Here is a 13,702-nt window from a genome sequence, read left to right as displayed (position 1 = left end):
GCGGATCTCTGCTCGCCGGGCGGGTTAACCCACCTTAAGTTCGGTGTCATGGGGTCAGATACCGCACCGGACCAGGGCGGATCCGGGTTCGACGCCGTACTGCGCCGTGCGCGCCTGCGGGCCAAGCTGACCCAGGAGGAGCTGGCCGTTCGTGCCGGCGTCGGCGTGCGCACGGTTCGCGACCTGGAACGGGGCCGCTCGTCCCGTCCGCAGCGCACCACGGTCGGCCTGCTCGCCGACGCGCTCGGACTGGACGACGGCGATCGCGAGTCCTTCCTGGCCGCGGCGCGTGGCCAGGCCACCGAGGAGCCGCTGCCGCCCACCGGCTTCCAGCGGGTGCCGCCGCCCGGCGAGCTGATCGGCCGCGGTGACGACCTCGCCGAGATCACCACCCAGCTGTCCGGACCGGACGGCCCCCGCGGCCTCACCCTGGTCGGCCTGGCCGGGGTGGGCAAGACCAGCCTCGCCTTCGCGGCCGCCCACCGGGTGGCCGCGGCCTATCCGGGCGGGGTGGCCGGCATCGTGGTCACCGACGGCTGCACGGCGGGCGAGATGCTCGGCAGCATCGCCGCCGAGTTCGGTGTCGGACGGCCCGACGACCTGCCCGCGCGCTTCGGGGGCCGGGCCGCCATGGTCTTCGTCGACGCTGTCGAGCGGTCGCCCGACGCGACCGCCGAGATGCTGGCCCACCTGCTCGAGCGGTTGCCGACGCTGCGGTTCCTGGCCACCGGCCGGCACCCGGTCGGGTTGAGCACGGAACGGGTCTGGCCGCTGGCCCCGCTGACGGCGCCGCCGCCCGAGGCCGCCGAGAGCCTGAGCGACCTGGTGGCGTACCCGGCGGTGGCCCTGTTCCTGGAACGGCTGGCCCAGGTGCGCCGGGCCGATCCCGAGCCCGACGAGGTCGTGGCGGTCGCGGCGCTGGTCCGGCGGCTGGGCGGGTTGCCGCTGGCCATCGAGCTGGCCGCCGCCCGTGGCCGGGTGCTGACCGTGCCCGAGATCCTCGACCGCTACGGCGACCGGGTGCTCGACCTCGACCGGCCGGGGTCGGTGTCGCTGCGCGACGCGGTGGCGACCAGCTACCGGCTGCTCAACCCGCAGGAACAGCGCGCGCTGCGACGGCTCGCGATGTTCCGCTACCGCTGGTCGATCGGCCTGGCCGAGCAGCTGGTCGACGAGCCTCGTACGGACGTCGTGCACCTGCTCGACCGGCTGCTCGAACTGGGCCTGCTCAGCGTACGCGGCAGCCGGACGTTCCGGTTCCGGCTGCTCGACGTGGTGCGCGACTACGCCGCCGAGCGCGCAGCCGCCGAGGGGGAACTGGCCGAGGCCCGCCGGCGGCACGCGCGGGTGATGGCCGACCTGGCCGAGCAGATCTGGCCCGACCTGACCGGCACCCGGTTGCCCGAGGCAGCCGGCCGCCTCGACGACGTTGCCGGCGATTTCGGTACCGGCCTGGCCCACGCGGCCGGTGACGATCCGCACACGGCCCTGCGCCTCGCCGCGGCGCTGCCGCGCTGGTGGCGGTTCCGAGGGCGCGACGTGACCGGCCGTCAGTGGCTGCGCCGGTTGCTCGACGACCCGCGGACCGCGGACGCCGACCCGGCCACCCGCGCCTGGGCCCGCATCGGCCTGGCCCAGCTGGCCCGTGAGCACGGCGCCGGCGCGGAAGAGCTCGAGTCGGCGCGCGAGGCTCTGGCCGACTTCGAACGGCTGGACGACGTCGCCGGTCAGCTCACCGCGCACGCCCAGCTGGCCGCGCTGTGGATGAGCACCGGCGCCTACGACGAGGCCCGCGGACACGCCGAGGCCGCCCTCGAACTGGCCCGGCACGGCGGCAACGACCGCGATCTGGCCGTGGCCGAGAACAACCTGGTGTGGCACGAGATCCGTCGCGGTGACCTGGTCGCGGCCCGATCCCGGCTGGCCGCGGTCGACCGGCTGGCCGGGCGGTGCGGCGAGCAGCGGTTGCGCACTCTGGCCCAGGCCAACCTGGCCGAGGTGGCCCGCCTGGACGGGCAGTTGGAGGAGGCCGAGCGACTGGGCCGCAGCGCGATGATCGGGCTGGCCGGACTGGGCGACCCCGGTCACCGGCGGCGGCTGCTCGCGACCATCGGTCTGGCCCTGGCCGACTCGGGCCGGGTGGGCGAGGCGACCTCCGTGCTCGAGCAGCTCGGCCCGGGCGAGGAGGACGGCGCTCAGGACGGTCCGGCGGCGGTGGTGGCGGCGGCGATCGCGCTGCGCCGGGGCGAGCCGAAGCGGGCGGCCGAGAACTTCGCGCGTGCGGCCGAGGCGTACGACGGGACCCATGATCCTCGCGACGTGGTGGCGGCCCTGGTCGGGCTGATCATCAGCACGCCCGATCCGGATCAGCGGGCCGCGGCCGTCAGCCGGCTGGGCAAGATGTGCCGCTCCGGCGGGATCGTGCTGCTGGCCCGGGAACGCGAGCGGCTCGGGCCGCAGACCACGAGGGCCCTGCTCGAAGACTGACGGGCTCGAAGACTGACGGGCTCGAAGACCGACAGGCTCGAAGTTTGACAGGGCTGGCCGGGCGTGGACGGTCGGCATGGCGTGCCCCCCACGCGCCGACCGTCGCAACGCCCGCCAGTTACGCGGCGAGAACGAAGCTCCCCCGTCAAGCCCCGCCGTCGCCTCGGTCGCGCCGCATCCCCCTGCGTGGATCACAGTAGCCGCGCGCGTCACAGGAACACGGCAGATTTGTCCGTTTAGACCGCCGAGTCGCCCGGTTCTGCCGGTAGTTCTGCCGGTTTCCCTCAGAACTTCCGGCGCGACCGTCACGGACCGTTTTGTGACGACCTCGTCGAGTGTCCTCATTGATCAAGGATCCTGCTCAGGCGGCCGGGCGTTCCTCGGTGGTGCCGGCCGTCGCGCACGGGTTGACCGCGTCACGGATCGTCCGCAACGACTCGAGCATGCCGTCGAGCTGGCCCGGGGTGAGCTGGCCGATGAACCACTGCTGGAGCAGCTCGAGGTGGCCGGGGAGGACCTCGTCGAGGCGGCTCACGCCGGCCTCGGTGATCACGGCGAACGAGCTGCGCCGGTCGCTCGGGCAGGCCTCGCGGCGTACCAGCCCGTCACGGTCCATGCGGTCGACGACGCGGGTCACCCCGCTGGTGGACAGGGAGGTCTGACCGGCGAGGTCCGTCATCCGGAGGCGCCGGCCGGGGGAGCGGGCCAGACGCATCAGCACCTCGAACTCGACGGACGAGAGGCGGTGTTCCTCGAACTGGGCGGCGAAGCGATTGGTCAGCCCCGTGAACGCCTCGGCGAACAGGCCGAACGCGGTGAAGCGGGGGTCATCCAGATCCGTACTCACGTTCCCATCCTACACCGGACCTTGACACGCGGAATATTGCTTGGCATATTATTGCTCCGTCACACAAACACCGACCACCGCTCTTCGAGAGAAGGAACCAGTCATGACCGAGTCCGTCGCCACCACCCGTGCGTACGAGGGTCTGCAGATCCCGGCCGCCGGCACGTACGACCTGGACGCCGCGCACAAGCGGGTCGGCTTTGTGGCGCGACACCTCATGGTCAGCAAGGTTCGCGGTCAGTTCGCGGACGCCTCTGCTGTCATCACGATCGGCGAGGACCCGCTGGCGTCCTCGGTCGAGGCGACCATCAACACCGCCAGCATCGAGACCGGCCAGGTCGACCGGGACAACCACCTGCGCAGCGGTGACTTCTTCGAGTCCGAGAAGTACCCGGTCATGACCTACCGCAGCACCGGCATCAAGAGCCACGCGGGCGGCGAGTTCGTGCTCGACGGCGAGCTCACGATCAAGGATGTGACCAAGCCGGTCGAGCTGCTCGTCGAGTTCGAGGGCGCCGGCACCAGCCCGTACGGCCAGGCCGTCTTCGGTTTCAGCGCGACCGCCGAGATCGACCGCGAGGCGTGGGGCCTGACCTGGAACATGGCCCTCGAGAGCGGCGGCGTCATGGTGAGCAAGAAGATCAAGATTGAGATCGAGGGCGAGGCCATCCGCCGCGCCTGATCCACCGTCCACTGTCGAACCGCCGTCCGGGCCTCCGGGCGGCGGTTCGCCGTTGTGTGGCGCGCCCCAATCCGAAATGGCAAGGTAGACGCAAAGCAAGCAATCGATCACAGAGCGATCATCGACGTTCCGTTCCGGCGCCGGCCGCCCCAGGAGGGCAAGTGGGCAAGGATCTCGCGACTCTCGGCTTTGCCCCCGAGGCTCGCGTCACCTACCGCCAGAAGGTGCGCCGATGCCTCGACGTCTTCGCCCAGATGCTCCACCGGGGCCTCTTCGACGACTCCGACGGCATGACCGGGCTCGAGATCGAGCTCAACCTGATCGACGAGCACGCCCGGCCCGCCATGCGCAACGCCGAGGTGCTGGCCGAACTGGACGACCCGTGCTTCCAGACCGAACTCGGCCGATTCAACCTCGAACTCAACGCGCCGCCGCGGTCGATCGCCGGTCGTGGCCTCGGCGACTACGAGCAGGATCTGCTCGACAGCCTGCGCCGGGCCGCCGCCAGGACGGACTGCGGCATTGTGATGATCGGCATGCTGCCGACGCTGTCGCCCGACGACCTGGTGCTCAAGAACCTCAGCGCCAACAAGCGGTACCGCCTTCTCAACGACGAGTTGGCCGGCGCCCGCGGCGAACAGTTCGACCTCGACATCCGGGGCGTCGAGCGGCTCCGCAGCGCCAGCGCCTCGATCGTCCCCGAGGCGGCCTGCACGAGTGTCCAGTTTCACCTGCAGGTGCCGCCCAACCGCTTCGACAGCTACTGGAACGCGTCCCAGGCCATCGCCGGCGTCCAGGTCGCGATCGGCGCCAACTCGCCCTATCTGCACGGCCGGCGGCTCTGGGCCGAGACCCGGATCGCCCTGTTCCAGCAGGCCACCGACACCCGGCCGGAAGAACTGCGGGCTCAGGGGGTACGCCCCCGAGTGTGGTTCGGTGAACGCTGGATCACCTCGGTGACCGACCTCTTCGACGAGAATGTCCGTTTCTTCGCGCCCCTGCTCCCCATCCTCGAGGACGAAGATCCGGTCGACGTGCTCCGGGCCGGTGGGGTGCCCCGGCTCGGCGAGCTGCGCCTGCACAACGGCACGGTCTATCGCTGGAACCGGCCCGTCTACGACGTGATGGACGGGCGGCCGCACCTGCGGGTGGAGAACCGGGTGCTGCCGTCCGGCCCGACCGTGGCCGACCTGCTGGCGAATGCCGCGTTCTATTTCGGGCTGGTGCGCCGGCTGGCCGAGGACGAGCGCCCGATCTGGTCGCGTCTGCCGTTCGCCGCGGCGCTCGACAACTTCCACGCCGGCGCGATCGGCGGGATCGAGGCGACGGCCTATTGGCCCGGCCGGGGTGAGATCCCGGTGGCTGAGCTGGTGCGATCGGTGCTGCTACCCCTGGCGTACGAGGGTCTGGACCGCTACGGCGTGGAGCCGATGATCCGCGACCGGCTCCTGGGAATCATCGACGAGCGCTGCCGTCTGCGTTGCAACGGAGCGTCGTGGCAGACCGAGGCAGTACGCTCCGCGGAGCGCCGGGGTCTTTCCCGGATCGCGGCCCTGCACGAGATGTTGCTGCGCTACGCCGAGTTGCACCGCACCAACGAGCCCGTGCACACCTGGCCCACCGCCTGAAGCGCTCAGTCCTTCGCCGTCGGCTTGGGATTGATCTGCGCGACGGTGGGCGCCGTCGGCGGCGGAGTCACAGTGGACTTAGGTGTTTTGCGCGCTTCGGGGGCCGTCGCGGCTTTTCGTGGCCTCGGGCGGGAGCGGGCAGCCGACGCTATCTCGGCGTCGACGACGGCGCTTGCGGGCCTGCCGTTGGTCTGCGGGTCGTTCTTCTTGGCCGCGGACTTGGCGCTGGGGCTGGGCTGGGCCGGAATGTCCTGGTCGGAGCGTTCCGGCCGGGGTGCGGCGGGCTTGGCCCGGCCGAAGAGTCCGGTCTTCGGCTTGGCGGGCGGCGCCTCTTCGACCGTGGCCACGCCGACGGGGGCGAGGCGGGCGGTTGGCGCGTCGGCCGGGCGGGCGCTGGGCTCCGTGGGAGCGCGAGGGCCGGGTGCTGCCGGCGCCGGGTGGTCGGCGATGGGCTGTGCGCGGCGGGAGCGGCGATCGGCGAGCGCGCGGGCGGCGGCTACGGCCAAGGCCGAGCCGGCCAGGCCGGCCAGAACCGCGTACGGAGCGATCAGGTACGCCGACTCGATCGCGCCCAGAGCTCCGGTCAAGCGGGGCGCCAGGGCCAGGAAGGCGATGGCCACCAGTAGGGGTCCGGCGGCGCCGGAGGTGGTGGCGCCGACGCCCAGGTCGCCGCGCCGGGCGGCGGGGGCGGCAGCCAGCGCGCCGACCAGGAAGGCGGCGCCGAGCGTCAGCAGGGCACTCGGCCAGTAGATGGTGCCGTAGCGGCCGCTGCTGGCCACCTCGGCGAACTGCCAGCTGGTCAGATAGGTGGCCGATTCGCGATTGGTGCTCAGCTCGACCACGATGCTGGCGACGGCCAGCGCCCACAGCCAGACGCCGGTGGCCATCAGGTTGGCGGCGACCGGTCTCGACGACACCGCCCAGAACGCCACGACCAGGCCCAGCACCAGGCCGACAGCGGCGTAGCCACCGGCGATGACCTGCGGCGAGAAGGTGTCCAGCCGTACGGCGGAACGGGCCGGAAGCGCGATCAGGGCGACGGTCACCAGGGCACCGACGGCGGCGCAGGCGGCAAGTGCGAAGCGCCAGGCCGCGCTCGTGCTGGGGCCCGGACCGCCCCGGTAGCGGCTGCCGAGCACTGCCCCGAACACCGTGGCGCTCGCCGTGATCCAGGTGGCCCAGCCGAGACTGCCCAGCCAGGCGCTGTCGTCGGGGGTCGGGGTCACCGGCCACACCACCACGCCCAGGCCGTAGCCCAGGCCCAGTTGCGCGGCGCCCGTCCCCGCGGCGGCGCCCGCCGCCGTCGCTATCCGTGCCGTCCAGCCCTTGTCGGCCATGGGCCGCACTGTAGCGGTACCCACCGATGCCTGCGAATCGGTGCGGCGCTGACCCTGTATGCGTTTCAACCGTAGCCACCTGGTGTGTTTGTCCTGCGGAGGCCAGACATGTCTCGCAAGATTCGATACGTTGACCCCTGCTGGTGAACGAGCCCAAGGAGAGGCGATGCCCGACGAGAGCGACGAGACGCGACGTTTCTCGCCCGGCGACGCCGACGACCCGCCTCCCGAGCCGGAAGCCACCCCGGCGGGTGCCGAACCGGCCGATTCCGACGCCACCCCGCCAGCCGGCCGGCCGACTGATCCCGATCCCACCCGGTTGGGTGGCACCCCGGCTGATGTTGACGCCACCCAGGTCGGTGGCACCCCGGCTGACCTCGACGCCACCCAGGTGGGTGGCACCCCCGCTGACCTGGACTCCACCCAGGTCGACGGGCCGCCGGCCGAGGCGATGACCGTCGGCCGGGCCGCCGTGCCTGCGCCCGATGACGAGGACACGCTGCCCGGCAAGGGCAGCCGCGACGACGACACGCTGGATGACGCGCGCCAGGTGCCCACGGTCCAGGACGAGCCGACCGTGGTCGCCGACCGTCCCGGTTCGACCGCGATCCTGCCGCCGGTGAACGACGACGACTGGGCCCCGAGCCGGGCCAACCCCGCGTGGTCGGGCCGGGCCGAGGTGCGCTCACCGCTGCCGGGCCGCGGATACCCCGAGGTCGACTGGGCCGCAGCCGCGCCGCAGCCGCAACGCGACCGCTGGTGGATGCCGATCGTCGTCGGCATCATCGCCCTGGTGCTGCTGGCAGTGCTGGGCTGGGCGGTCTATCTGCTCGTGAACACCTCGGGCGACGAGCAGACGCCCGCACCGTCCGTCACGACCAGTGCGGCGGTCACGCCCACCGAGACGGTCACGACCGAGACCTCGTCGCCCAGTCCGACGCCGACCACACCCTCGCCGGAGCCGTCCACCACCGATCCGACCAGCGCCGAGGTCATCATTCCGGCGCTGCGCGGACTGGCGTTGAGCGAGGCTCAGGCGGCGCTGCGCTCGACCGGCCTGAACTACCGGTTGATCTACCGGCAGGCGCCGGACGTGCCGGCGGGCACGGTGATCGACAGTGACCCGGTGGAGGGGCAGGAGGTGCCACCGGACACGACGGTCACCCTGGTGATCGCGGCCGAGGCCACGAACACGCCGACGACACCGACCGGCCCCACGGAGGATCCGGACCAGGGTCAGAACTGACCGGTCAGCGGTTGGAGCGGACCGCGCGGGTCTGGACCGTGCCACTGACCAGGCCGGGTTGGCGGCCGTTGCGCGCCCGGGGGTCGGGCGCCTTGCCGACGGCCCGCAGGCCGCTGACCTGAACGAAGATCGATCGTCGCTCCACCGCGTCCCCCGCTGCGTTCAGCTCGTATCCGTCCAGCCAGATCCAGCCGTCGTAGGTCGGCCAGTCGTGGACCCGAATGACACGGAACAGCATCGGCGCTGCGAATTGGACGCTCGCCGCCTTCGTCACGTGGAGAACATCACCGGACCGAGGAAGCACGTCATCTCCTGCCCTGAAACTTCGTCGCGGGACGAACCTTGACACGAAAGCACCAAGTGTGCCCGGCAAAAACCGCAGTGCAAGCCTCTGGTGATGCCAATCATCAAAAGCGTTGCACAACGTCACCGTCACCGATCCGATGGCCGCCCGAAAGTGGATCAGTCCACGTCGGACGAACATTAAGATCGGTACCCCGTTAACGATGGCGCATCTGAGGGTTGAGCGGGGCCCAGCCGCATCGCCCGGATGGGCGTAGTGACGTGGGCCATACCGAAAAGATTGCACCACGAGTGGGGTCGATGCAAGTTGCATGTCAGCCCTTCGTGATTACCGATCGGTAGGCAACGGTCAACTTGAATCGTTAAATGATCGACAGGAGACTGGTGGTCGTGAATCAACGCCGCAGTCCCACCATTCGCCGCCGCCGGCTGGGTGTCGAGCTGCGCCGGCACCGCGAGGCCGCTCGGGTCACGATCGACATGGTGGCGGAGCGACTCGGTTGTTCCACGTCCAAAGTGTCCCGAATTGAGACGGGACACACCAGCGCCACTCCCGGTGATGTCTCGGCCATGATGGACATTTACGGCGTTTCTGACGAGGCGAAGCTGGAGCTTGTCCAAATTGCCCGAGAAGCGCAGCAAAAGGGATGGTGGCACCCATTTTCTACGGTTTTGACCGGAGCCTATGTCGGCCTAGAGGCCGCCGCGAGGCTGGTCCGCACGTACGAATCGCAGGTCATTCCCGGTCTGCTGCAGAGCGAAGAGTATGCAATTGCGATGATTCGGGCCGCCCGGTCGGGGGACAGCGACCAGGAAATCGAGCAGCGGGTGCGCGTCCGGATGGAACGGCAGTCGTTATTGATTCAGGACGATCCGATCGATCTTTGGGTGGTGCTCGATGAGGCGGTGGTGAGTCGGCCGGTCGGCGGCGACGAGGTCATGCGTGATCAGTTAGCCAGATTGATCACGACGGCCCGGTTGCCGAACGTGACGTTGCAGATCTTGCCGTTCGCGGCGGGTGCGCACGCCGGGATGGACGGCACGTTCGCCATTCTCGAGTTCGAGGAGGAAGGCGACGCCGACGTGGTGTTCACCGAGAACGCGACCGGTGGCCTGTTTCTCGAGAAGGCCGAGGAGCTCAGCAAGTACATCTCCATCTTCGAGACCATCCGGACGACGGCCCTCCCACCGGAGGAGTCCATCGGGATGATTCAAATGCTGGCAGAGGAGCCATTGTGGAAATCGAAGCGAAGGGTCTCCGGGTCGATCTGAGCCGGGCACAGTGGTTCAAGAGCACTCGCAGTGGGCCGAACTCCGACAACTGCGTCGAGGTCGCATTCGTCGACGAGGCGATCGCGGTCCGCGACTCCAAGAACCCGCTCGGAGCGGCGCTGATCTTCACTGCCGCCGAGTGGGACGCGTTCGTGGGCGGAGCCAAGGACGGCGAGTTCGACCTCTGAGCCGCCCGGTCCGCCGAGCTGCGGCCGGCCCCTCCCGTCCGGTGCGGGGGAGCCGGCCGTAGTCATTTCCGCGCTCGCCTCGTTGAACGCCAAAAGCGCGGTCCGGACCGCGCACACCGGCGGGGTCAATTCCCCGAACGAGGCAGGGCAGACAGATGACGATTGGTTCGGAAAACCTCAGCAGCAGCTCGTCGACGGCGCAGGACAGGTTCAGCGGCGGAGTCAGCGCGTACCGGCAGAACCGGCGGGACGCGGCACTCTCCGGAGACACCTCGGACGGCGAGCTGATGTCGCGGGGCAGCTCCTCGGGCCTGCCGACCCGGTCGCCGGGGCGGTCGCACAGCATCGAGCCGACCAGCCCGCTCGACCGTGCGGCCCAACTGCCGTCGCTCGACCTGCACGGGCTCAGCGAGCCGGTCTTCCCGTCCAGCGGCTGGCCCGATTCCGGCTCGTCGGAGTCGATGGCCGATCATCCGCTGCTGCGTGGCCTGCTCCTGGAGCTGCCCGCCCGCGGCACACTGCCCACATCGGACTGGCTGGACCGGTGGTTCGAGGCGGCGCGGTCGATCCTCGAGCTGCTGTATGTGCAGGAAGCCAAGAAGAGCTGAGCTCAGCGGGACGAGTCGACCGGCGCCCGTAGCCGGTTGCGGCCGATCGGAGCCAGCGCCTGGAGGCTGAGCCGGCTGTGCCGCAGCCCGGCCCGGATGCCGATCGCCAGCACGGCCACCCCGACCACGGTGATCGCGATGCCGGCCAGGTCGGTGCCCGGCACCTCGACCAGCCCGCCCGCGATCGGCAGGCTGATCAGCGTGGCCAGACCCGTGACCTGCAGCGGAACCAGGATCAGCGGATGTGCGGCGGCCGCGCGCAGGCCGGGCGGCACCGGCGTTCGCGGCGCGGTGTCGAAGGCGCCCGCACCGCGGCGTACCTGAGCCACCCGGTGCAGGGTGGCGGTGAGGGCGACAAGAGCGGGAACGGCCGGCAGCAGAGCCGCCGCCGGCGCCGCCGAGTCGCCCGGCAGCAGTCCGGTGACCAGCGGGATCGCGACGAACACGGCGGCACCCCCGGCGACCAGCGCGGTGAGCAGGCCGGCCCGGCGCCGCATCTGGAGCGCCGAACGGGCCGACGGCAGCGAGTCGGCCAGCAGCCCGGCTGTGAGCCAGACGGCGACGAGGGCGCCGGCGAGGATGAGGTCCGCGACGATGTTCACAATCGACAGCGTTCACCGACGGGCTCCGGCGCGAAACCGGGTTATCACCCCACCGGTCCCGTAGGGGAAGTGTCGTCGATTACCCCGAGACCCCTCGTCGGCGGGGATCACACGGCGAAGCTGGTGACCGGCTCGGTGGTCGGCGGGGGCGGAGTGGCCTTCCACAGGCCACTGCGCTGAGCGGCCAGCCGGGCCAGGTAGGCCGGGTTGAGCAGCACATACCGCTTCCACAGCCGCTTCGGCTCGAGGCCCAGGCGCCACAGCCACTCGAGGGCGTACTTCTGCATCCACGCGGGCGGGTTCCTGAGCAGTCCCGCGTGGTAGTCGAAGGCGGCGCCGACCGCCAGCAGCGGCATGTCAAGAAGCGGACGCATGACGTACGTGAAGATTTCTTGCCGCGGGCACCCGAGCCCCACCAGAACGATGCGCGCGCCCGACGCCTTGATGCGCTCGGCGATCTCGCCGGCCTCGCCCGGGTGCGACATCCGGAACTTCGACGCCTCGACGCCGGCGATCTTGAGCGCCGGGAACATGCCTTCCAGCGCCGGCACCAGCCGGTCGAGCGTGGGCTGCGTGGATCCGTACAGATAGACAGGAAGACCCTCGGCCGCCGCCTGCTCGACGACCTTGAGCGTCAGCGTCGGTCCGTAGACCCGGTCGGCGAGCCCGGCCTTGTGCACCGTGTTGAGCGCCCACCGCACCGGCTGCCCGTCCGGCGTGACCAGATCGAAGGAGTTCAGCCGGCGGTTGTGCTCCTTGTCCTGCACACCGGTCATGACCCCGTGCACCGCCAGCGCTGTGACCGCGTACCCGCGCCGCTCCCGCGCGGCCTCCATGATCCGCGCCGTGGCGTCCGCGTAGTCAGTGATGTCAACGAGCACACCAAGCACACTGCGCTTGCCCGTCCCGGTAGCGGCAGTCACGGTCGGCACCCCTGACGTAAGTGTTTCTCCAGCCATTTTCCGCCGCCGAGCATAGCGACCAGAACCCCCATCACCCGTCCGGGCTCATCCCCCTGCGGCCCGATCCGGTGACCCATGCCGCCGTGCCCCCACCCGTGCCCCCGGCAGCAATCGATCCGTGGCCCAGCCGCCCTGGCCCTACCCCGGTGACCCGGCAGCACCCGATCCCTGATCCGGTAGCACCCGAATCCGCGACCCGAAGTCACTCTGTCCCCGCCGGCCGCAAGGTTGGAACCAGACCGTGACCAACACGCAGAGCAACATTTTATGCCCGTTACGCGACTTTTGTCCGATCCCACCGGACCCCGGCGAAGCCGGCACTCCCCGACCCGAGTGAGATATCCCGCTCAGCCGGCGCCCGCACCGCGGGGTTTCAGGGGGCTCGGCCCCCTGAGCAGAAATGACGAGGCGCAGAGGTCCGCGCTTCTCAGCGGACACTCTGCGCCTGCGACTCGTGGGGATGGGGGGAGTTGAACCCCCACGTCCTTTCGGACACACGGACCTGAACCGTGCGCGTCTGCCATTCCGCCACATCCCCGTGGCTTATTAGACAGGCCGAAGACCTGACTTTTTGTTACTGGCTGCGACAGACTACGCTGTCGCACGTCACCAAGCGAGTTGATATCGCCCCTGACGCCAGGGAAGACTAGCACGGCGTCTACGGGTGTCATACGAGGGTCAGAAGTGCCGGTCGACCTTGCGCAACAGGTGCGCAAGCGGCGGCCGGATACCATCATGTCCTCGGAAGCCGAGGAGGAGCCGGTGAGCGTGCTGCAGCGCTTTGAAAAGCGATTGGAAGGCCTGGTTGAGGGGGCCTTCGCGAAGGTGTTCAAGGGTGTCGTGCACCCGGTGGAGATTCTGAATGCCATGCAGCGGGAGGCCGAGGCGCACAAGGCCATCCTTGCCGGTGGCCGCACGCTGGTGCCGAATCGCTACGTGATCGACCTTTCGCCCTACGACCACAGCCGGTTGGCGCCCTACGCCGCCGCGCTGGCCCAGGAACTCGCACAGTCACAGGCCGAGTTCATCGGCGAGCAGGCCTGGACCGTCTACGGCGACGTGATCGTCGAGATCGAGCGTGGTGACGGGCTCGACACGGGCATGTTCCGGGTCACCGCCGAGGTCTACACCGGTGGCGAGGTCGCCCCGGTGCAGCAGCCGGCGTACGACGCGGGCCCGCAGTACCCGCCCTACGAGCAACAGCAGCAGCACGGCGGCTACCCGCCGCACGGCGGCGGCGGTGCTCCGAACGGGCGCGGTGGCGTGGGCCTCATCTCCGGTGACGGGCGCACCTACCCGCTGCAGATGGGCTCGACCGTGATCGGCCGTGGCGACCAGGCCAACCTGCGCCTGCCCGACGTCGGCATCTCGCGCCGGCACGCCCGGCTCGACTACGACGGCAACCAGGTCGTGCTGACCGACCTGGGATCGACCAACGGCACGATGGTGAACGGTCAGCGCGTCTCGGCCGTGGCGCTCAACCCGGGCGACATGATCCAGCTGGGCACGACCACGCTGACATTCCGAGTGGACGGCTAGG

13 protein-coding genes and 1 tRNA gene are annotated in these 13,702 nt (G+C 70.2%); 8 read left to right on the top strand and 6 right to left on the bottom strand.

Going from position 1 to position 13,702, the window contains the following annotated elements:
* Positions 1-48 precede the first annotated feature (48 nt).
* The gene (locus LXN57_RS29830) at positions 49-2,487 is read left to right on the top strand and encodes an ATP-binding protein (RefSeq protein ID WP_251801525.1); all 2,439 of its coding nucleotides are present in this window, start codon (positions 49-51) and stop codon (positions 2,485-2,487) included.
* 361 nt (positions 2,488-2,848) lie between these two features.
* Here the strand turns inward: LXN57_RS29830 and LXN57_RS29825 are convergent, their stop codons facing one another.
* A complete protein-coding gene (locus tag LXN57_RS29825; protein ID WP_251801524.1) occupies positions 2,849-3,334 on the bottom strand; it encodes a MarR family winged helix-turn-helix transcriptional regulator in 486 nt (161 codons plus the stop codon).
* A gap of 103 nt (positions 3,335-3,437) precedes the next feature.
* Between LXN57_RS29825 and LXN57_RS29820 the strand changes: the two genes are divergently transcribed.
* Entirely contained in the window at positions 3,438-4,016 is a 579-nt protein-coding gene (locus tag LXN57_RS29820; protein ID WP_251801523.1) for a YceI family protein, read from the top strand.
* Between the two features lie 161 nt (positions 4,017-4,177).
* The gene (locus LXN57_RS29815) at positions 4,178-5,644 is read left to right on the top strand and encodes a glutamate-cysteine ligase family protein (protein WP_251801522.1); all 1,467 of its coding nucleotides are present in this window, start codon (positions 4,178-4,180) and stop codon (positions 5,642-5,644) included.
* Positions 5,645-5,649: 5 nt separating this feature from the next.
* On the opposite strand, the gene LXN57_RS29810 is transcribed toward LXN57_RS29815, so the two are convergent.
* Positions 5,650-6,981 (bottom strand): Hansenula MRAKII killer toxin-resistant protein 1, encoded by a 1,332-nt coding sequence (locus tag LXN57_RS29810; protein WP_251801521.1) that lies wholly within the window; start codon positions 6,979-6,981, stop codon positions 5,650-5,652.
* 166 nt (positions 6,982-7,147) lie between these two features.
* Between LXN57_RS29810 and LXN57_RS29805 the strand changes: the two genes are divergently transcribed.
* Entirely contained in the window at positions 7,148-8,227 is a 1,080-nt protein-coding gene (locus LXN57_RS29805) for a Stk1 family PASTA domain-containing Ser/Thr kinase (RefSeq protein WP_251801520.1), read from the top strand.
* Positions 8,228-8,231: 4 nt separating this feature from the next.
* Here LXN57_RS29805 and LXN57_RS29800 read toward each other — a convergent pair whose 3' ends face one another.
* Positions 8,232-8,531 (bottom strand): hypothetical protein, encoded by a 300-nt coding sequence (locus LXN57_RS29800; protein WP_251801519.1) that lies wholly within the window; start codon positions 8,529-8,531, stop codon positions 8,232-8,234.
* A 389-nt stretch (positions 8,532-8,920) separates the two neighbouring features.
* On the opposite strand from LXN57_RS29800, the gene LXN57_RS29795 reads away from it, so the two are divergent.
* From LXN57_RS29795 to LXN57_RS29785, 3 genes are all read left to right on the top strand, one after another.
* A complete protein-coding gene (locus tag LXN57_RS29795; protein WP_251801562.1) occupies positions 8,921-9,802 on the top strand; it encodes a helix-turn-helix domain-containing protein in 882 nt (293 codons plus the stop codon).
* Positions 9,772-9,990 (top strand): DUF397 domain-containing protein, encoded by a 219-nt coding sequence (locus LXN57_RS29790; RefSeq protein WP_438872929.1) that lies wholly within the window; start codon positions 9,772-9,774, stop codon positions 9,988-9,990. The genes LXN57_RS29795 and LXN57_RS29790 overlap by 31 nt, the downstream gene beginning before the upstream one ends.
* A gap of 155 nt (positions 9,991-10,145) precedes the next feature.
* Positions 10,146-10,598: a hypothetical protein gene (locus LXN57_RS29785; RefSeq protein WP_221380906.1), complete on the top strand. Its 453-nt coding sequence runs from the start codon at positions 10,146-10,148 to the stop codon at positions 10,596-10,598.
* Positions 10,599-10,600: 2 nt separating this feature from the next.
* On the opposite strand, the gene LXN57_RS29780 is transcribed toward LXN57_RS29785, so the two are convergent.
* The 3 genes from LXN57_RS29780 to LXN57_RS29770 form a co-directional block, all read right to left on the bottom strand.
* Positions 10,601-11,200: a hypothetical protein gene (locus tag LXN57_RS29780; protein ID WP_251801517.1), complete on the bottom strand. Its 600-nt coding sequence runs from the start codon at positions 11,198-11,200 to the stop codon at positions 10,601-10,603.
* A gap of 107 nt (positions 11,201-11,307) precedes the next feature.
* Complete coding sequence (locus LXN57_RS29775; protein ID WP_251801516.1) at positions 11,308-12,123, bottom strand: WecB/TagA/CpsF family glycosyltransferase; 816 nt, start codon at positions 12,121-12,123, stop codon at positions 11,308-11,310.
* Positions 12,124-12,617: 494 nt separating this feature from the next.
* Positions 12,618-12,700: transfer RNA gene (locus LXN57_RS29770), tRNA-Leu, on the bottom strand.
* 197 nt (positions 12,701-12,897) lie between these two features.
* On the opposite strand from LXN57_RS29770, the gene LXN57_RS29765 reads away from it, so the two are divergent.
* Positions 12,898-13,701 (top strand): FHA domain-containing protein, encoded by an 804-nt coding sequence (locus LXN57_RS29765; protein WP_221380903.1) that lies wholly within the window; start codon positions 12,898-12,900, stop codon positions 13,699-13,701.
* The last annotated feature ends 1 nt before the right edge of the window (position 13,702 follow it).

Source organism: Paractinoplanes hotanensis (genome assembly GCF_023717965.1).
GTDB lineage: Bacteria > Actinomycetota > Actinomycetes > Mycobacteriales > Micromonosporaceae > Actinoplanes > Actinoplanes polyasparticus.
This window is presented reverse-complemented; position numbering and strand designations above follow the sequence as displayed.